The organism is Paracoccus mangrovi (assembly GCF_042648425.1).
GTDB lineage: Bacteria > Pseudomonadota > Alphaproteobacteria > Rhodobacterales > Rhodobacteraceae > Paracoccus > Paracoccus mangrovi.
This window is the reverse complement of record NZ_JBHRXJ010000002.1, coordinates 191460-211401: the sequence shown is the minus strand read 5'-3', so window position 1 is coordinate 211401 and position 19942 is coordinate 191460. Positions and strand designations below refer to the sequence as shown.

Below are 19942 nucleotides of genomic sequence, written 5' to 3'. Positions count from 1 at the left end.
TCCCCGGCTAGGGCCGGCCCCCAAAACCAAAGGCGACGTAATCGCGCAGATAGGCCTTTTTCGCCGCGCTGCGCAGGCTTTGCTCTTCCAGAAAATCGGGGTAATCCGGCTCGTCTCCCGGCAGGGCGGCGGGCTTGGCGATGCCCGCGCCGGCGGCCAGCCAATCCAGATCGCGCGCCAGCTCTGCCTCGCGCAGCACCATGTCGGGGGCGCCAAATCGGGAAAATCCGGCCAGAACCTCGGACTGGCTGGCCCAGCCGGGATAACAGGGCAAGGTGGTCTGGCCGTTCAGATTGCGGCGCAGGAAATCCAGAAACGCGGCAAAGAGTTCGGCCTTGCGGGCATCGTCCAGCGCCGCCAGTTCCTCGTCCGGGGGCAAGGCGACGCGGTGAATGTCGCGCATCAGCTGGCGCAGCTCACCATTGCGCCCGCGCAAAAGCGTCTCGAACGCGGTCCATGCCCGCAACAGGGGATGGCGCAGCACGGTAAAGCTGCGATGGCCGGCATGCTCGCGCTTCCACTGGCGCAGGTCGTTCTGGTTGAAATCGTCCCGGACCGCCGCCATGGCGCCCAGCCAGCCGGCGATCCGCGCGGACGGGCCGCCCTTGATCGGCATATAGATCAGGCCCTTGCCCGCCTCGGCGGCGATGAATGTGGGTACGGCCGGGCCCTTGCGCGGTTCGAAATTCGGAATGCGGCGCAGCATGAACGGATCCAGCCGCGCCAGTTCCGCCTGCATCTCATCGAAATTGCTGACTTTTTCGGCCAGCTCGCGCGGGTTTTGCGGGACCTGATCGCTGGCCGGCTCGACCCGTTTCAGATCGGTCCGCCCCAACCAATGCATGAGTCCGGTCATCACCCCGGCATCGCGCAGATCCTCATAGCCCAGCCAGAACCCGGTCTGGCCGGTGGCTTGCAGACGATGCATCACGCGCAGCTGAAATTCTTCGATGCGGTCGGTGACCTCGCGGAACTCGGCACCGTCGAAATGGGCGCTGGCGGGGATCGGGGTCTCGGTCTCGTTCAGCTTCCACTGATTGGTGGCGCGGGCCAGCGCGGTCGAGACATAGCTGTCGACCGGATTGCGGGTCAGCACGATCTTGGCGATGCTTTTGTCGTCCATGATGGCGTCAAAGACGCGCGGATCGTGATCGTGGAAATAGCGAAAGCCCGGCAGGTGGTTGGGCTTGTCGAAAATGGCCCTGAGCAGCGGCAGCGGATCGGCATCACGCTCGGCCATGGTGATGCCCTTGAGCTCGTCCTTGTCGGGCCAGCCCATCATATAGGGGTTGAACGCTTCGCCGAAGCAGGTGACGCGCTTGATCGCGTTCAGCGTCGCCTCAAGCAGGTTCGAGCCGGTGCGCATCTCGGCAAAGATGACAAAGCCGCGAAAGGAATCGGTCATATCAATCGTCTTTCCTGAAATTCGTCGTTTCGGCGGCCGGGAAATCCCCCATCAATTGCGGCCGCAGCCCGGCATTGCGCAGGCGTTGCAGGAACCGCCCCATGGCCGCCATCTTGCGCATCGGCGGCAGGTTCACCGCCGCTTCGGGGTCGCCGCCCAGTTCCTCGATCAATCCGCGCAGCGCGGCCGAGGGCCGGGCACAGAAATCGCCCAGATCCCAGATCCGCGTCCGCGCCTTGAGCCAGACGGAATGCAGGATGTCGATCTGTTCCAGCTCGACCCGTTGCAGGACGGCGGCTACGCGGCGGATGTCGTCGAACGGCATGCCGGAATGCAAAAGCGGCACCGCCCATGCCCCGGTGATGACAAAGATGCGGGCATTGGGATCGGTGGCCATGAACCAGTTCAGATATTGCTCGTCGCGGGGGCTGTATTGCCAGACCTGCATCCGCCGCGAGATGCGGATCAGGTTCGCGACATAGCTGCGCGGATCCAGATCGCGCAGCGCCGCGCTGTCGGACAGGCATCCCGGCCCGATCGAGACGCGGCCGGCAAATTCCGCGCCATGCGGGGCGAACAGATGGCCATGCACATCGGCATCGATCCGCGCCGCCAGCCACGGCCCGAAATCGGGAAATATCTCGGTGAACCCCTGCAAGACCGCATAGGGGGCCGATGTCTTGCCGTTTTCGCGATCCTTCACGGGAAAGCGGCTTTGCATGTAAAGGCCCGGCCGGCCCAGCCGGCGCCGCGCGACGGCATGGGCGACCATGCGTTCCAGCCGCTGGGGCGCGGGTTCGGCATCCGGCGCGCTTGCTGGATCCTCATGCGGGAAATAATCGTAAAGCCGATGCGCCTTTGGCCAGATCTTGCGCGCCACAAAGCCCCGCGATTCCCGCAGCATGTTCAGGTGATCGTCATAAAAGATATAGGGTTTGCCCTGATCGTCGAACTTGGACATCGTCAACGAGCGGCTTTCGATCTGCAACGAATGGCGGCGCGCGAGGGTCTGGAAATAGCTTTCATCGGGGATCCAGACGCGCCGGAAATAGCGGTCGAATTCGGCCCGGCGCGGATCGTCCAGAATGGCGGACAGCGTGCCGCGCGTCATGCACCACCATTGCGACCCCAGATGCGGCACCAGCCCCTGTGGAATGCGGCGCCGAAAGCGGATCCTGCGCTGAAAGGCGACATAGCGGTCGAACAGCTTGCGCCGCCGGCGATAGGCAAAGGGGAAACGCAGGGTAAAGCGTTCCTCGTTCAGGCCGCCCACGGTCCAGCCGACATCCTCGGCGGTGACGCTTTCGATGAAATCGCGGCGCGGATGGCGGGCCAGAAACGCGCAAAGATCGGCCACCGGGCGCAGCGGCAGACAGGATCCCGACACGACCATCACATGGGTCAGGTCGGGAAATTCGCGCAAAAGCAGCGAACAGGCATCCTGGGTCGCCTGCACCAGGCTGAAGGTGCCCCATTCGCAGGCATGGCGGCGGCTGAAACGCAGCCCCGCCAGATCGCCAAGCTGTTCGCGCATCGCCGCAAGTTCGCTTGCCGGCATCTTGGCATCGGCATGGATCGCCACCGCCGCGCCGCCCGTGGCCCATGCCCGCGCCATGCGGGCCGCGATGATCGGCTCATTGTGGCACAGCATCACCACGCCCAGCCGGATATCCTCAATGGGGATGCCCGCGCTCATGCCCAGTTCCCCGTCGAGATCAGGCCAAGATCCTCAAGCTGGCGCCAGTCCTCGAACCGACAGGATTGCGCGCACCACAGCGACGGGGCCGATTGCATCGCGTTGTGATAGGCCTTGTATTCGTGGCTGTTGGCATAATGCTGCTTGCGGTTCAGCTCTTCGGCGGATTTCTCGACGAAGGTGGACAGAAACTTGGCATGCAACAGACAGCCCGAGGCCTTTTCGCCGCCATTCTCGTCATAGACCAGATTCAGCGCCCGCGGCAGCAGCATATGGGTCGAGCTGGCATAGACATAGCCGCGTTCCCAGCGCACCAGCGGGATCTTGTTCAGCGCCGGCCCGTTTTCGGGATCGTCGGGAAAAAAGACCCGCCCCCGGACGCCGCCCTGAATCCACAGATTGCCGTATAGTCCGTTCTTGCGGATCGAATAATTCGCCGGATCGAACCAGCAGGCGATATCGAACGGGTTCTGGCCGCTGCGATAGGGCTCGGCGGTCAGGTCGCCCTTGGGATACATGTCCAGAAGCATGGCCGAAAACGACCGCAGGGCCGATGCATCCAGCCAATCGGTCAGCGCCTGCAACGGCCGGGTGTCGTAATGCGGATAGACCAGGAATTCGTCGGGATCGACCGTCAGGCACCAATGCCCGGTGCCGTAACGACGCAAAAGCCAGTTCATCCAGTCGATGCCAAAGCGCGCTTCCTTATAGCTGGCATGGGTCAGCCAAAGCGACACATCGGGTTGCCCGGCCAGATATTCGCGCCCGCCATCGTCCGATCCGTTATCGACGACCAGAAAATGCCGCACGCCCATATCGCGGTAATATTTCAGGAAATAGGGCAGACGCGCGATTTCGTTGCGCAGCGTCATGAACAACAGGATATCGCCCGCCCCGATGCCGGCGGTATTGTCGACGACCGGCCGCAGCCGCCGCCCCCGCCGGATCGCGCGCCCCAAAAGCCATTGCCGGCGAGCGCGAAGGCGCAGCTTGCGCCGAAAGATACGAAACAGGCGCCGCACGACCCTAAAACACCCCTATCCAATAGATCAGGACTTAGACACAGACATCCCAAGCTGCAACTTTGCACGCAGCACTTCATTGATTTCGGCGAAGTATGTGTCCCAATCGCGCACGGCAAGGCTTTGCAGACGCAACGGAACTGCCCCCGCCAACAGCGCGACGGCCCCCGCCCAGGCGCGCGGATCGTCGGGCGACAACCAGCGCGCGTAATCGCCCATGACCTCTCGCGCCGAGGCAAGCGGCGTCGACAGGACCGGAATGCCGCGCCCGGCCGCCTCGGTCAGCGGCAGGCCGAATCCCTCGGCGCGGCTGGGCATCAAGAGCCCGTGGCTGCGCGCCAGAAGCCAGGCCACCTGTCCATCGTCGAGCCCGGCGAATTCGCGCACCAGACCGTCCTGCGGCAGCGCGTCGAGGCGGGCGAACACCTCGCGGTTTTCCCAGCCCCGACGCCCGATGATATAAAGCCGCGGCATCCGCGCGGCGGGCAGGCGGCGGCCCAGCTCCTGCCAGGCATCCAGCAGCACGGCATGGTTCTTGCGCGGCTCGATGGTGCCAAGGGTGACAAAGAACGGCCGGTCGGTGGCGATATCGGGCACCGCCGCCCCCTCGGGCGACAGGCGCGTGGCCAAAGCCACGGCTTCGACAGGGGCGCGAATGGGCAGGCCCAGCGTCGCGCGCCAGCGCAGGATATCGGCCCGCGCGGCCCCGGAAATGGTCAGGATCAGATCCGCCTGCCCCACCGCCGCGCGGAACCGGGCGCGAAAGCGTTCGGATTGCCCGGCGCGGGTGAATTCGGGGTGATCCAACGGGATCGTGTCATGGATCAGCACCACCCGGCGCAGCCCGCGCAGATTTTGCCACAGCACCGGGCGCAGGTTGGCATGGCCGACATTGACATAGACCCCATCGGCCACGGGACCGGGCAGATGCCGGCGCAGATGGCGCACCAGCCCGTGCCCGTCGCGCCCCGTCCGGGCAAGCGCCATCCGCCGCAGCGCCGCCCCCGCGCGGGCGCGCAGATCGCGCCGCCCCCGCAGCCGGTCCATCAACCCCGGCGCCGGCAGCGCCTCAAGCCCGCGCCCCGCGATCCAGTCCAGGATAGCCGCCCCCGCCGCGGGCGGCAGCAAAAGCTGCCCCCCGCCGGTCCGGCACAGCAACAGATGCGGGCGCGTCTGCATATGGGCCAGCCATTCGGCCTCGACCCGGTCGATGCCGGTGGCAGGCCCCGCCCCCAGACGCGAGATCAGGCGCGATACATCCAGCAGGATCGCCGGATCAGCCGTCATAACCGCCGTTCTGGTGCCAGCGCCAGGCATCGCGGATCATCTGTGGCATGGTCGAGCGCGCCGGGTTCCAGCCCAAGACCGCCACCGCCTTTTCGCTGCCCGAAACCAGCTTGACCGCATCGCCGGCGCGGCGCGGACCTTCGCTGACCGGGACCGGGCGGTTGGTGACATGGCCGGACTGGTCGATCACCTCGCGGACCGAAAAGCCGTTGCCGGTGCCCAGACAGAACACCTCGTGCCCGCCCGCCGCGACCTTGCCATCCAGAAGATGGCGCAGGCCCAGCACATGCGCATCGACAAGATCCATGACATGGACATAGTCGCGGATGCAGGTGCCGTCCGGCGTCGGGTAATCGGTGCCGTGAATGGTCAGCGCCGGGCGCTTGCCGTCGATGGCATCAAGGATCAGCGGCACCAGATGGGTTTCGGGCTGATGGAATTCGCCCACCTCGCCGTCGGGATCGGCGCCCGCCACGTTGAAATAGCGGAAGATCACGCTGCGCAGCCCGTCCGAGGCGCCGAAATCCTTCAGCATGTCCTCGATCGCGCGCTTGGATGCGCCATAGGCGTTCAAGGGCAGCTGCGGGGTGTTTTCATCCAGCACCACCCCGTCGTGATCGCCATAGGTCGCGCAGGTCGACGAGAACACGAAATCGCGCACCCCCGCCGCCAGCGCCGCCTCGATCAGGCTGAGCGAGGCGCTGACATTGCCGCGCCAGTACTTGCCCGGCTGGGCCATGGCCTCGCCGACCTGACTCAGCGCGGCGAAATGCATCACCGCAACCGGCTTGTGACGGGCAAACACCTCGTCCAGCCGGGCGCGGTCCAGAAGATCGCCCTGTTCAAAGGGGCCGAATTTCACGGCCTGCTGCCAGCCGGTGCACAGGTTGTCGTAAGTCACGGGCACGAAGCCCGCATCCCGCAGGGCCTTGCAGGCGTGCGAGCCGATATAGCCCGCACCCCCGGTCACCAGTACCGTCTGCGCCATGCCTTATTCCGCCGCCTTGCGCATGGACATGACATCTTCCAGATAGTCGCCGAATTCATGCTTCAGATCGTCGCGCGCCAGACCAAAGGCCACCGTCGCCTGAAGGAAACCAGCCTTCGAGCCGCAATCGAAACGCTGACCGCGGAAGCGCAGGCCAAAGACGTCGCGGCCTTCCTCGATCTCGTCGGCGATGGCGTCGGTCAACTGAATCTCGCCGCCCGAGCCCTGCTTGAGCTTGTTGAGATTGTGCATGACCGTCGGCGCAAGGATATAGCGGCCGATCACGGCAAGGTTCGAGGGCGGGTTTTCCTTGGGCTTTTCGACCATGCCCTTGGCGCGGACGATGGCGCCCATATCCTCGACCACGTCCAGAACGCCGTAGGCCTTGGTCTTTTCGGGCGGCACTTCCATGGTGGCGACCATGCTGCCGCCGGTTTCCTGATAGGCCTCGATCATCTGCTGAAGACAGGGCGGCTCGCCCATGATGACGTCATCGGTCAGAATGACGGCAAAGGGCTCTTCGCCGACCAGACGACGCGCGCACCAGACCGCGTGCCCCAGCCCAAGCGCCTTGTGCTGACGGATATAGGCGATGGCGCCCGAATCCATGTTCGTGCCACGCAGGATATCGAGCAGGTCGGTCTTGTTGGCCTTTTTCAGATTCGATTCCAGCTCATGGGCGTGGTCGAAATAATCCTCCAGCGCGCCCTTGCCGCGCGAGGTCACGAAGATGAATTCCTTGATCCCCGCCGCCCGGGCCTCGTCGATCGCGTACTGGATCAACGGACGATCCACCAAGGTCATGATTTCCTTGGGAATACTTTTCGTGGCGGGAAGGAAACGGGTGCCAAGGCCGGCTACAGGAAAGATGGCCTTGGTAACTTTACGACTCATTTAGATGTCTCCTGAACATTTCGCCAACATCGGGCACGTTATCCCCGTTTGTCCGCGTCTACGCAACAAGCCCGCAACAAACCGAACTGTTCCGTAAAAAGAATTCTCGTTATGCCAAAGCGCGCGTTCGGGGCAAGTTTCCGCCTATTTCGAACCAAGGTCCAGAAGTTTTGGCCCCTCACGGCGGATTCGCGCCGCCCAACCCATCAAAACCATTGAAGAATCCCCCGGTTGCGACGCGCCCCAAAGACCGCCGCGCTGTTCCCACCATCCGCCCCGGGTCAACAGCATCCGGTGCGGTTGCACCCCCGGCGTCAGCAAGAGCACCGTCACCAGCGCGCCCCCGGCCACCGCCCGCGCCGCCTCGGCCCGCAACCGCCGCCGCTGCCAGGACCAGCCCGACAGCACAAGATGCGGCGGAACCCGGGTTTCAAGCCGATGAAACCTCGGCGGGGCGACCCAATCCGGCGGGTCGGGCGGTGGCGGAACCGTGCCCCCCTGCGCCATACCCTCGGCGATGCCGCGTTCCAGCGAGGCCAACAGCGGCGCCACGGCAAAGGGATCCAGCCGCCCCGCCACCATATGACGCAGCAGCCGCCGGCGCTGGCTGTGACGGGTCCAGTCCAACTTCCCGCCATGGCGCGCGGCAAAGATCGCGGCCGAGCGCCCGATCGCGGTCAGATCGCGCGGCACATTGCCGGCGGCGCGCGCCGCGCCGGGCGCGATGCCGTGGATCACCTGCGCCCGCGGCACCACCGCCGTCAGCGCCTGTGGAAACCGCGCCGCCATGCGCATGTTCACGTCGCTTTCGTCCAGATGATAGGCGAATGCCGGATCAAAGCCGCCAATCGCGGCCAGCGCGTCCCGGCGAAAGGCGCAATTGGTGCCGATGGTGCTGATCGGCAGGCCCGCCTCGGGCGCAAGCAGCGCGGGGCGATCCAGATCCAGCGCCAGCGCCTGTCCCGATCGGGTCATCCGTTCGGCCCGCGCCTGCCAGCTCAGCCCGTCGGGGCCACGGGTGAAACCGGTCGCCGCCAGCACGCGCGGATCGGCGAAAGGCGCGGTCAGTGCCTCGGCCCAGCCCGGCACGGCCAATGCATCATCGTCGATAAAGGCCACCACCTCGCCGGCCGCCAGCGCGATGCCGGCATTGCGCGCCTCCGAGATATTGGCCCGGTCGAATGCAAGACGCTTCAGCGGCAGATCGGGGCGGGCGCCCACCGCATCCGGGTCGGCGACCAGCACGATTTCGAAATCCGGGTGGCTTTGCCGGGTCAGCGCCTCCAGACAGCGCGCCAGCGCCTGCGGCCGGTGCCGCGAGACGATGACCACGCTTGTCGGCGGCGGCCGCCCCGGCGGCTGAACCATCAGGCGATGCCCATCCGCTGCATCATCGCCTCAAGCTTGGCCACGTCCGAAGGGTTGTTCAATTCCCAGAACTCGCGGCCCCGCGCCTCGACCTCGACGCACAGGATGCGGCGGCCACGTTCAAGGAAACGCAGCTGTTCCAGCCCCTCAAGCGCCTCAAGCCGGCCCTCGGGCCAGGTCGGATATTCCGCCAGCGCCGCCGGGCGATAGGCATAGACGCCGACATGGTGATAGACCGGGGTCGGATCGCTGGGCCCGAAATCGTGGCCCACATAGGGAATGACCTCTTTCGAGAAATAAAGCCCGCGCCGGTCATGGCCAAAGACGGCGGTGGTGCCGCCGACGCGCCCCGCCACCCGGTCGGCGATCAGCTCGGAGCGCATGGCGCCATTGCAGCGCAGGACCGGCGTCGCCACATCGGCGCCCGGATCGGCGCCAAGCCCGGCGACCAGATCCTCGACGAACCACGCGGGCGTCAGCGGCGCGTCGCCTTGCAGGTTCACCACGATCTCATGCGTCAGGCCCAGATTGGCCACCGCCTCGGCACAGCGCTCGGTGCCATTGCGGGCGGCGGTCGAGGTCATCGCGACCTCGGCGCCGAAGCTTTCGGCATGTTCGCGGATGCGGTCGTCATCGGTGGCGACGATCACGCGGTCGATGCCGGCGACGGCCTGCGCCGCCTCCCAGCTGCGGCGGATCAGGCTGAGCCCCTGTCCGGCGGCGCCGCGCAATTCCACCAGCGGCTTGCCCGGATAGCGGGTCGAGGCATGGCGGGCGGGGATGACGATGACCACCGACATGGGATCAGTCCCGCGCCAACAGAACGCCCGGGGCAAAGGCGATGAAGAACGGGTTTTCAAAGCCCGGCTTACCATAGCTCAGCGCGGTATGGTCGTCAAAGCGCACCACCTCGCCGCCGGCACCGCGCAGGACCGCATCCCCCGCCGCCGTATCCCATTCCATGGTCCGGCCCAGACGCGGATAAAGATCCGCCTCGCCCGTGGCGACCAGACAGAATTTCAGCGAGCTGCCCGCCGAGGTCATGTCGCGCACCCCGTAGCGGTTGATATATTCGTCCGTCGCCGCGTCGCGATGCGATTTCGAGGCCACGACCATCAGCCCGCGATTGTCGGGCGTGGAATTGACGCCAATCGGTGTGACCTCGCCCGGCTCGGCGCCGAAGGGGGCCTTTTCCTCGACCGCGCCGCCGCTGGCGGTGGTATAGAAAAGCCGCTCCTTGGCGGGGGCATAGACCACGCCGAAACGCGGCACGCCGTTTTCGACATAGGCGATGTTGACAGTGAAATCGCCGCGCCGCTGCACGAATTCCTTGGTCCCGTCCAGCGGATCCACGATCAGAAAGGTGGACAGGCTCTGACCATGGGTGGCGGCCTGTTCCTCGGTCACCAGCGGGATATCGGGAAAGGCCGCGCGCAGCCCGGCGGAAATCAGCGCGTCGGCGGCCTCGTCGGCCTCGGTCACCGGCGAGGCGTCGGATTTCGCGCGGACCTCGAAATCCTCGGCGCCATAGATGCGCATGATTTCATCCCCGGCCTGCAGGGCGAGGCGGCGCATTTCGGCAATCATTGGTTCGAATTGCATGGTTTTTCCTTTCCGCACCGGGCTTGCCGGCACTCGGCACCGATTGTAACCGGCATTCCGGCCCCTTATGATGTGACGGATCGCGCAGGGCAAGCGCCCGGCCAACCCCTAGGCGAAAGACCAGTCGTCCATGTTCACGCAGCGGCGCAATCGCAACATGGTCGAGGCCGCGTTCACGACGCTGGCCCTGATCTATCATGTCACGGTCAACAACCTGCGCAAGGGTCAACGCAATGCCCTCGTCGGGCTGTTGATGACGGTCATGCAGGCGATCGCGATGATCCTGGGCTTTTACCTGATCTATGCCATCGTGGGGGTCCGCACCTCGCCGATCCGGGGCGATTTCATCGTCTATATCATGACTGGCATCTTCATGTTCATGGCCCATTCACAGGCCATGGGCGCGGTTTCCAACGCGGGAAACCCCAACAATCAGATGATGAAGCACGGCCCGATGAACACCGCCGTGGTGATCACCGCCGCCGCGCTGGCCGCGCTTTACAAGCAGACGTTTTCGGCGCTGGTGGTGTTGACGGCCTATAATTACCTGGTCCAACCGATCCATATCGACCGTCCGCTGGCCTGTTACGCGATGCTGCTGCTGGCCTGGTTCTCGGGCTGTGCGATCGGGCTGATCTTCATGTCGATCCGGCCATGGTGGCCGCAGGCCGCGACCGTGCTGACCCAGCTTTATCAGCGGCTGAACATGGTGTTTTCGGGAAAAATGTTCGTGGCCAACACCATGCCCTCGGCGATGCTGCATATTTTCGCGTGGAACCCGCTCTTTCACATCATCGACCAGACGCGCGGCTTCGCCTTCATCAACTATTCGCCGCGCAACTCGAATCTGGAATATCCGGTCTATGCCACGCTGGCTTTGCTGATGATCGGGCTGATGGCGGAATTCGTGACGCGCAAATCCGTCTCGATCAGCTGGTCGGCCGGACGCTGAGGCCGGTGGCCGCAATGGGTGCCGGCAGGCCCGTTCCAAGAGGCGCGGACCGGCCGCCGGGGGCCCGGCCATCGCATGTGAAAAAGCCACTCATTCCGGGCTTCGCGCTGCTTGCAGGCCGTCTGGCCCCTTCCTATATAGGCCCATGAACCGCGAAGGATTGCGCATCGCGCGCCTTCGTCTCCAATCCAGGGATTGGGTTTCGGGGGCCTCATGGGACCCGCAACCCGTAATATCGCCGCAAGAAAGGTTATTGCATGTCTAAAGTCATCGGCATCGACCTCGGGACCACCAACAGCTGCGTCGCCATCATGGACGGCAGCCAGCCCAAGGTTATCGAGAATTCGGAAGGCGCGCGTACGACCCCTTCGATCGTCGCCTTCACCGATAGCGAGCGACTGGTCGGTCAGCCGGCCAAGCGCCAGGCCGTCACCAACCCCTCGAACACCGTTTTCGCCGTCAAGCGCCTGATCGGCCGCCGCCTGACCGACCCCGAGGTCGAAAAGGATCGCAAGCTGGTCCCCTATGCCATCGTCGATGGCGGCAATGGCGACGCCTGGGTCGAGGCCCGGGACGAGAATTATTCGCCCTCGCAGATCAGCGCCATGATCCTGGGCAAGATGAAGGAAACCGCCGAATCCTATCTGGGCGAGCCGGTTACCCAGGCCGTCATCACCGTTCCCGCCTATTTCAACGACGCCCAGCGTCAGGCCACCAAGGACGCCGGCAAGATCGCCGGGCTTGAGGTGCTGCGCATCATCAACGAACCGACCGCCGCCGCGCTGGCCTATGGTCTGGACAAGAAAGATTCGAAAACCATCGCGGTCTATGACCTTGGCGGCGGCACCTTCGACATCACCATTCTGGAAATCGACGATGGTCTCTTTGAGGTCAAATCCACCAACGGGGACACGTTCCTGGGCGGTGAAGACTTTGACATGCGCATCGTCAATTACCTTGCCGACGAGTTCAAGAAAGAGCACGGCGTCGACCTGACCCGTGACAAAATGGCCCTTCAGCGCCTGAAAGAGGCGGCGGAAAAGGCCAAGATCGAACTCAGCTCGGCCAGCCAGACCGAAATCAACCAGCCCTTCATCAGCATGGACCCCAATAGCGGGACGCCCCTGCACCTGGTGATGAAGCTGACCCGCGCCAAGCTGGAAAGCCTGGTCGGCGACCTGATCAAGAAGACCATGAAGCCCGTGGCCGACGCGCTGAAAGATGCCGGCATGTCGAAAGGCGACATCGACGAGATCGTTCTGGTCGGCGGCATGACCCGCATGCCCAAGGTCGTCGAGGAAGTGACCGCGTTTTTCGGCAAGGAACCGCATAAGGGTGTGAACCCCGATGAGGTCGTGGCCCTTGGCGCCGCCATTCAGGCCGGCGTGCTGCAAGGCGACGTCAAGGACGTGGTCCTGCTCGACGTGACGCCGCTGTCTTTGGGCATCGAGACGCTGGGTGGCGTGTTCACCCGCCTGATCGACCGCAACACCACGATCCCGACCAAGAAGTCGCAGATCTTCTCGACCGCCGAGGACAATCAGAACGCGGTGACCATCCGCGTGTTCCAGGGCGAACGGGAAATGGCCGCCGACAACAAGCTGCTGGGCCAGTTCAATCTGGAAAACATCCCGCCGGCACCGCGCGGCATGCCCCAGATCGAGGTGACCTTCGACATCGACGCCAACGGCATCGTGTCGGTTTCCGCCAAGGACAAGGGCACCGGCAAAGAGCAAAAGATCACCATCCAGGCCTCGGGCGGGCTGTCGGATGACGAGATCAACCAGATGGTCAAGGACGCCGAGGCCAATGCCGAGGCCGACAAGACCCGCAAGGAACTGGTCGAGGCCAAGAACCAGGCCGAAAGCCTGATCCACACCACCAAGAAGTCGCTGGAAGAGCATGGCGACAAGGTGGACGGCTCGACCGTCGAGGCGATCGAACTGGCCGTCGGCGCGCTGGAAGACACCATCAAGTCGGACGATGCCGGCAAGATCAAGGGCGGCATCCAGAACCTGATGGATGCCTCGATGAAACTGGGTGAGGCCATCTACAAGGCCAGCCAGGCCGAAGGCGGCAATGGCGATGCCGAACCCGAAGCCGGTCCCCGCGACGTCGATGACGAGATCGTCGATGCCGATTTCGAGGATCTCGGCGAAGACAAGCGCAAGTAAGCGCGATGTAAACCGTTCGGCCGGCCCGTTGCAGACCCGCACGGGCCGGCCATTTCTTGAAGGACCCCGGACGCGATAAACATGGCGAAACGTGACTATTACGATGTGCTGGGTGTTGCGCGGGCTGCATCGGCCGATGACATCAAGAAGGCCTATCGCACCAAGGCAAAACAGCTGCACCCTGACCGCAACAAGGATTGCAAGGTCTCGGAGGCCGAGTTCAAGGAAGTGAACGAGGCCTATGAATGCCTGAAAGACGACCAGAAAAAGGCCGCCTATGACCGTTTTGGCCATGCCGCCTTTGAAAATGGCGGCGGCGGTTTTGGCGGTTTCGGGCGCAATGGTCAGGGCGATTTCGGCTCGGCATTTGCCGATGTCTTCGAGGATCTGTTCGGCGACATGATGGGGCGCCGCGGCGGCGCCGGGGGCGGTCGCGCCCGCGCCAGCCGGGGACAGGATCTGCGCTATAACCTTCGGGTTTCGCTGGAGGACGCCTATAACGGCGTGCAGAAAACCATCAATGTGCCCGGCTCGGTCGCCTGTGGGGCCTGTAATGGCACCGGGGCCGAGGGCGCGGTCGAACCGGCGACCTGTCCGACCTGTTCGGGCATGGGCAAGGTGCGCGCGACCCAGGGCTTTTTCACCGTCGAACGGACCTGTCCGACCTGTAACGGCCAGGGCCAGATCGTCAAGAATCCCTGCAAGGAATGTCAGGGCGCCGGCCGCATCGAAAAGGAACGCGCGCTGTCGGTGAACATCCCCGCCGGGGTCGAAACCGGCACCCGCATCCGTCTTGCCGGCGAGGGCGAGGCCGGGATGCGCGGCGGGGCGGCGGGCGATCTGTATATCTTTATCGAGGTCAAGGAACACCCGATCTTTCTGCGCGATGGCAAGATGCTGGCCTGTCAGGTGCCGGTCAGCATGGCCACCGCCGCCCTTGGCGGCGAAATCGAGGTGCCGACGATCGACGGCGGCCGTTCGCGCGTCAAGGTTCCGGCCGGCACGCAATCGGGCCGGCAGCTGCGCCTGCGCGGCAAGGGCATGCCCCCCCTGCGCCACGGCCCCGGCCTGAACGGCGAAGCGGGCGACATGCTGATCGAAATGACCGTCGAAACCCCGGTGAACCTGACCGCCCGGCAGCGAGAGCTTTTGCGCGAGTTCGAGGACATCAAGGCCGACAACAACCCCCAGACCCAAGGGTTTTTCCAAAAAATCAAGGGGTTCTGGGACGAGATGAAGGGCTAAAGGGTTAACGCCTTCTTTACCCTTTCCATGGCAGGCTGTCGCCATGGGATCGAATCGCGCCTTTCACGAAGCACCGCTTCCGCTCTTTACCCCCGCCCCTGACCCGGCGGGGGATGAGGCGTTGTTGTCCCGCGCCGGACTGACCGCGGGCGCGGGGCGGGTGCCCAGCTATCTGGCCGATCACCGGGCGCGGCTGCGCGAACGCTTCATGCAGGGCGGCGCCGGGGCCATGCCCGATTACGAATTGCTGGAACTGGTGCTGTTTCGCGCCATTCCGCGACAGGACGTCAAGCCGCTGGCCCGCCGGCTGATGGATGGGTTCGGCGATTTCAACCGCGTGCTGTCGGCCCCGCCCGCGCGGCTGGCCGAAATCGCGGGCGTCGGACCCGCCGTCATTCAGGAACTCAAGATCGTCGAGGCGGCGGCCCAGCGGCTGGCCCGCGCCCGCGTCATGCACCGCCCGGTTCTGACCAGCTGGGACGCGCTGCTGGATTATTGCCACACCGCCATGGCGCATCGCGATATCGAACAGTTCCGGGTGCTGTATCTGGACCGCAAGAACGTGCTGATCGCGGATGAGGAACAGGCCCGCGGCACCGTCGATCACGTCCCCGTCTATCCGCGCGAAATCATGCGCCGGGCGCTGGAACTGACGGCCAGCGCGCTGATCCTGGTCCATAACCACCCCTCGGGCGACCCGACCCCGTCCGAGGCCGATATATCCATGACGGCCCGCATCGTGACCGCCGGCGAGGTTATGGGAATCGCGGTCCATGACCACCTGATCATCGGAAAATCCCGCGAGCTGAGCTTTCGCAGCGAGGGCCTGCTTTGACCGCTGCCGGTCCGTCCCGGCCTTGCCGCAGCTAAAATCCCACACCTGCGTCGTTTTGCGGCACATCGCCGGCTCTGGCCTTCTGGACTGACGGGAAATTGATCGCTAGAACCGCCTAGGCGAGGGCTGTGCCGTGTCACGGCCCGTTCGGTCGTATCGCCCCCTAAAGGGGCAAGAATGGAGATCAAATCCGTGTCCCACGCAGATGAACACGCAGGCGAACACGGCACCCGGAGGGACTTCCTCTATTTCGCGACGGCCGGTGCCGGCACGGTCGCGGCCGGGGCCGCCGCCTGGACGCTTGTCAACCAGATGAACCCTTCGGCTGACGTTCAGGCGCTCTCGTCGATTCAGGTCGATATCAGCGGCGTCGAAGTCGGTTCGCAGCTGACGGTGAAATGGCTGGGCAAGCCTGTGTTCATCCGCCGCCGCACCGAGGAAGAGATCCAGAAGGGTCGCGAGGTCGAGCTGAATCAGCTGATCGACCAGAACGCGGAAAACGCCAACAAGCCCGGCGAGTCCGCGACCGACCAGAACCGCACCATGGACGAGGCCGGCGAATGGCTGGTGATGATCGGCGTCTGCACCCATCTGGGCTGCGTGCCGATCGGCGACGGTGCCGGCGATTTCGGCGGCTGGTTCTGCCCGTGCCACGGTTCGCATTACGATACGGCCGGCCGCATCCGCAAAGGCCCCGCGCCGCAGAACCTGCATATTCCCGTTGCCGAATTCGTCAACGAAACCACCATCAAGCTGGGCTGAGGAGGCGCACATGGCCGGAATTCCCCACGACCATTACGAGCCCAAGACGGGTTTTGAGCGCTGGCTGCATCGCCGCCTGCCCGTCGTCAGCCTGGTCTATGACACCCTGATGATCCCCACCCCCAAGAACCTGAACTGGTGGTGGATCTGGGGCATCGTGCTGGCATTCTGTCTGGTTTTGCAGATCGCGACCGGCGTCGTGCTGGTGATGCACTATACCCCGCATGTCGATCTGGCCTTTGCCAGCGTCGAACATATCATGCGTGACGTGAACGGCGGCTATATGCTGCGCTATCTGCACGCCAACGGCGCCTCGCTGTTCTTCTTTGCCGTCTATATCCACATCTTCCGCGGCCTTTACTATGGCAGCTACAAGGCCCCGCGCGAGGTGACCTGGATCATCGGCATGCTGATTTACCTGTGCATGATGGGCACGGCGTTCATGGGCTATGTGCTGCCCTGGGGTCAGATGTCCTTCTGGGGTGCGACCGTGATCACCGGCCTTTTCGGCGCGATCCCGGGCATCGGCGAATCGATCCAGACCTGGCTTCTGGGCGGGCCGGCCGTCGACAACCCGACGCTGAACCGCTTCTTCTCGCTGCACTACCTGCTGCCTTTCGTCATCGCGGCGCTGGTGATCGTCCATATCTGGGCCTTCCACACCACCGGCAACAACAACCCGACCGGCATCGAGGTGCGCCGCAGCTCGAAGGAAGAGGCGGAAAAGGACACCCTGCCCTTCTGGCCCTATTTCGTGATCAAGGACCTGTTCGCGCTGGCCGTGATCCTGGTGGTGTTCTTTGCCGTCGTGGGCTTCATGCCCAACTATCTGGGCCACCCCGACAACTATATCGAGGCCAACCCGCTGGCGACGCCGGCGCATATCGTGCCGGAATGGTACTTCCTGCCCTTCTACGCGATCCTGCGCGCCTTCACCGCCGATGTCTGGGTGGTGCAGCTGGTCGACTGGCTGAGCTTTGGCATCGTCGACGCCAAATTCTTTGGCGTGCTGGCGATGTTCGGCGCCATTCTGGTCATGGCGCTGGTGCCGTGGCTTGATACCTCGCGCATCCGTTCGGGCCAGTACCGGCCGCTGTTCAAGTGGTGGTTCTGGATCCTGGCCGTCGACTTTGTCGTGCTGATGTGGGTGGGTGCAATGCCGGCCGAGGGGATCTATCCCTATATCGCGCTGGCGGGTGCGGCCTATTGGTTCGCCTATTTCCTGATCATCCTGCCGCTGCTGGGCATCATCGAAAAGCCGCTGCCCATGCCGCAGACGATCGAGGAAGACTTCAATGCCCATTACGGGCCCCAAACCCATCCTGCCGAGTAAGGAGAGGCACCAATGACCATGAGAAACGCATCGCTCACGGCTGTTGCGGCCCTGGCCGTTGCCTTGGCGGGTGGCGCTGTGGCCCAGGATTCGAACCTTGCGCCGGGCACCACCGCCCCCGCCGGTTCGAGCTATCAAAGCACCAGCCCGGTCGCCCCTGCGGCCGAGCAAGCGACCACCCCGGCCACGGCCGAGCCGGTCGCCCAGGCGACCGAACAGGCCGCCGAGGCCGCAGCCGAAGCTGTGACCGAGGCCCAGACCGCCGCCCCGGCCGCCGTCGAAGAGGCAACCACGCAAGCGGCTGAAGCCGCGGCCGAGGCTGTCACCGCCGGTCAGGCGGCCGTCGAAGCCGAAGCGCCGGCCGCAGCCGAGGCTGCGCCCGAGGCCGCCGAGGCCACCGCGGCGGTTGCCGAAACCGACGCGGCCGATCAAAGCGCCGCCAGCGTCGCGGTCGAGGGTCAGGCCCAGCCTGAGCCGACCGAAACCGCCGAGGCCGCGACCCCGGCGCAAGAGGACGCGCCGGCCGGAACCACCGCCGAAACCGCCGTCGAGGCGGAATCGGCCGAGGAACCGACCGCGACCGAGGGCGCAGTGTCGGATGCCGCCGCCGATCACGCGGCGGCCGAACCCGCCGCCAGCCACGAGCCCGCGCATATCGAGGATATCGCCTTCAGCTTCGAGGGTCCGTTCGGCAAATACGACCAGTTCCAGCTTCAGCGCGGTCTTCAGGTCTATACCGAGGTCTGCGCCGCCTGCCACGGGCTGCGCTATGTGCCGCTGCGCACGCTGGCCGATCCGGGCGGCCCCCAGCTGCCCGAGGATCAGGTTCGCGCCTATTCCGCGAATTTCGACATCACCGATCCGGCCACCGGCGAGGACCGCCCGCGCGTTCCGACCGACCACTTCCCCACCGTCTCGGGCGAGGGGATGGGGCCGGACCTGTCGCTGATGGCCAAGGCGCGCGCCGCGTTCCACGGCCCCTATGGTTCGGGCATCAGCCAGCTGTTCAACGGCATCGGCGGCCCGGAATACATCCATGCGGTGCTGACCGGCTATAACGGCGAAACCAAGGAAGAGGCCGGCGCCGTGCTCTATCACAACGCCGCCTTTGCCGGGAACTGGATCCAGATGCCCGCGCCCCTGACCGAGGATCAGGTCACCTACGAGGACGGGACCCCCGCCACCGTGGATCAGATGGCCCAGGACGTCGCCGCCTTCCTGATGTGGACGGCCGAACCCAAGATGATGGACCGCAAGCAGGTCGGCTTTGTCTCGGTTCTGTTCCTGATCGTGCTGGCCGCGCTGCTTTATCTGACCAACAAGAAACTGTGGTGGTCGGTCAAGCATCCGCGCAAGCCCGAGTGATCGCTTCGGACATGAAATCAGGACGCGCCCCTTTGCGGGCGCGTTTTGCATTTCGGGCAAGAGATATGGACAAGCCGGGCCGCGACCGCTCAGATGGGAAATCGGCGAAACGGGCCGTGACAGGGGGCAAGGCGATCCATGACCATCTATAATCTCGGCTCGATCAATATCGACCATGTCTATCGACTGGCGGCGCTGCCGCGCGTCGGCGAAACGATCAGCTCGCTGGATCATGCGCTGGGGCTGGGCGGCAAGGGCGCCAACCAGTCGGTCGCGGCGGCGCGCGCCGGGGCGCAGGTGCGGCATCTGGGCGCCATGGGGACCGGCGATGACTGGGTTCTGGACATGCTGGGCGCGGCCGGGATCGATACCGGGGCCGTCGCGCGCCTTGACGGTGTTGCGACCGGCCACGCGATCATTCTGGTCGATGCCGAGGGCGAAAATTCAATCATCCTGCATGGCGGCGCCAATCGCGCCCTGCCCGCCGGGCTGGTGACCGGCGGTCTGGCCGCGATCGGTCCCGGCGACATTCTGATGATGCAGAACGAAACCACCCTGCAAGCCGAGGCCGCCGCCCATGCCCGCGCCGCCGGGGCGCGGGTGATCTATTCCGCCGCCCCCTTCGAGATCGCGGCCCTGCGCGCCGTGCTGCCCCATGTCTCGATCCTGGCCGTGAACGAGGTCGAGGCCCGCGACACCTTTGCCGCCTTTGGCGAGGCGCTGCCCATTGCGGGGCTGTTGATCACGCGCGGGGCCAAGGGGGCCGAATATCGCGACCTTGAAACCGGCCGGATCTGGGAACAGCCGGCATTTCGCGTGCAGGCCGTGGACACGACCGGCGCCGGGGATTGCTTTGCCGGCTGGTTCGCCGCCGGCCTGTCGCGGGGCGAGGATATCGCCACCACCCTGCGCAATGCCTCGGCCGCAGCCGCGCTTCAGGTGACCCGCAAGGGCGCGGGCAATGCCATGCCCACCCGCGCCGAGGTCGCCGCGTTTCTGGCCCAACAGGTATGA

The 19942-nt window shown here is 64.9% G+C and carries 17 protein-coding genes; 8 read left to right on the top strand and 9 right to left on the bottom strand.

The genetic code is table 11. The features are described from left to right. Positions 1-7 precede the first annotated feature (7 nt). From ACFOMH_RS03405 to cysQ, 9 genes are all read right to left on the bottom strand, one after another. Positions 8-1405 (bottom strand): hypothetical protein, encoded by a 1398-nt coding sequence (locus tag ACFOMH_RS03405; protein WP_377742617.1) that lies wholly within the window; start codon positions 1403-1405, stop codon positions 8-10. 1 nt (position 1406) lies between these two features. Beyond that, positions 1407-3101 carry a DUF5927 domain-containing protein gene (locus ACFOMH_RS03400; protein ID WP_374422434.1) on the bottom strand — a complete coding sequence of 565 codons (1695 nt, stop codon included), beginning with the start codon at positions 3099-3101 and terminating at the stop codon, positions 1407-1409. Continuing rightward, positions 3098-4123 (bottom strand): glycosyltransferase family 2 protein, encoded by a 1026-nt coding sequence (locus tag ACFOMH_RS03395; RefSeq protein WP_374422431.1) that lies wholly within the window; start codon positions 4121-4123, stop codon positions 3098-3100. Before ACFOMH_RS03395 ends, ACFOMH_RS03400 begins: the two co-directional genes overlap by 4 nt. A 27-nt stretch (positions 4124-4150) precedes the next feature. Next, the gene (locus ACFOMH_RS03390; protein WP_377742616.1) at positions 4151-5410 is read right to left on the bottom strand and encodes a glycosyltransferase family 4 protein; all 1260 of its coding nucleotides are present in this window, start codon (positions 5408-5410) and stop codon (positions 4151-4153) included. Beyond that, positions 5400-6398, bottom strand: a complete 999-nt coding sequence (gene galE, locus ACFOMH_RS03385; protein WP_374422428.1) for a UDP-glucose 4-epimerase GalE — start codon at positions 6396-6398, stop codon at positions 5400-5402. The genes ACFOMH_RS03390 and galE overlap by 11 nt, the downstream gene beginning before the upstream one ends. Before the next feature lie 3 nt (positions 6399-6401). Further along, positions 6402-7292: a UTP--glucose-1-phosphate uridylyltransferase gene (locus tag ACFOMH_RS03380; RefSeq protein ID WP_374422426.1), complete on the bottom strand. Its 891-nt coding sequence runs from the start codon at positions 7290-7292 to the stop codon at positions 6402-6404. A 144-nt stretch (positions 7293-7436) separates the two neighbouring features. Then, a complete protein-coding gene (locus ACFOMH_RS03375; protein WP_377742613.1) occupies positions 7437-8660 on the bottom strand; it encodes a glycosyltransferase family 2 protein in 1224 nt (407 codons plus the stop codon). After that, positions 8660-9460, bottom strand: coding sequence for a 3-deoxy-manno-octulosonate cytidylyltransferase (locus tag ACFOMH_RS03370; RefSeq protein ID WP_377742612.1), 801 nt, complete (start codon positions 9458-9460; stop codon positions 8660-8662). Before ACFOMH_RS03370 ends, ACFOMH_RS03375 begins: the two co-directional genes overlap by 1 nt. Positions 9461-9464: 4 nt before the next feature. After that, positions 9465-10262 (bottom strand): 3'(2'),5'-bisphosphate nucleotidase CysQ, encoded by a 798-nt coding sequence (gene cysQ, locus ACFOMH_RS03365; RefSeq protein WP_374422422.1) that lies wholly within the window; start codon positions 10260-10262, stop codon positions 9465-9467. Between the two features lie 130 nt (positions 10263-10392). Between cysQ and ACFOMH_RS03360 the strand changes: the two genes are divergently transcribed. From ACFOMH_RS03360 to ACFOMH_RS03325, 8 genes are all read left to right on the top strand, one after another. Continuing rightward, on the top strand, positions 10393-11214 hold the full coding sequence (locus tag ACFOMH_RS03360; protein ID WP_374422420.1) for an ABC transporter permease: 822 nt from the start codon (positions 10393-10395) through the stop codon (positions 11212-11214). A gap of 257 nt (positions 11215-11471) precedes the next feature. Next, complete coding sequence (dnaK, locus tag ACFOMH_RS03355) at positions 11472-13388, top strand: molecular chaperone DnaK (protein WP_374422418.1); 1917 nt, start codon at positions 11472-11474, stop codon at positions 13386-13388. Between the two features lie 81 nt (positions 13389-13469). Beyond that, a complete protein-coding gene (gene dnaJ / locus ACFOMH_RS03350) occupies positions 13470-14633 on the top strand; it encodes a molecular chaperone DnaJ (protein ID WP_374422416.1) in 1164 nt (387 codons plus the stop codon). 43 nt (positions 14634-14676) lie between these two features. Beyond that, positions 14677-15468, top strand: coding sequence for a RadC family protein (gene radC, locus ACFOMH_RS03345; protein ID WP_377742610.1), 792 nt, complete (start codon positions 14677-14679; stop codon positions 15466-15468). A gap of 192 nt (positions 15469-15660) precedes the next feature. After that, positions 15661-16230: a ubiquinol-cytochrome c reductase iron-sulfur subunit gene (gene petA / locus ACFOMH_RS03340; RefSeq protein ID WP_377742917.1), complete on the top strand. Its 570-nt coding sequence runs from the start codon at positions 15661-15663 to the stop codon at positions 16228-16230. 10 nt (positions 16231-16240) lie between these two features. Then, the gene (gene petB, locus ACFOMH_RS03335) at positions 16241-17563 is read left to right on the top strand and encodes a cytochrome b (RefSeq protein WP_377742608.1); all 1323 of its coding nucleotides are present in this window, start codon (positions 16241-16243) and stop codon (positions 17561-17563) included. A 591-nt stretch (positions 17564-18154) separates the two neighbouring features. Beyond that, positions 18155-18928, top strand: coding sequence for a cytochrome c1 (locus ACFOMH_RS03330; protein ID WP_377742915.1), 774 nt, complete (start codon positions 18155-18157; stop codon positions 18926-18928). A 138-nt stretch (positions 18929-19066) separates the two neighbouring features. Then, the gene (locus ACFOMH_RS03325) at positions 19067-19942 is read left to right on the top strand and encodes a ribokinase (RefSeq protein ID WP_377742606.1); all 876 of its coding nucleotides are present in this window, start codon (positions 19067-19069) and stop codon (positions 19940-19942) included.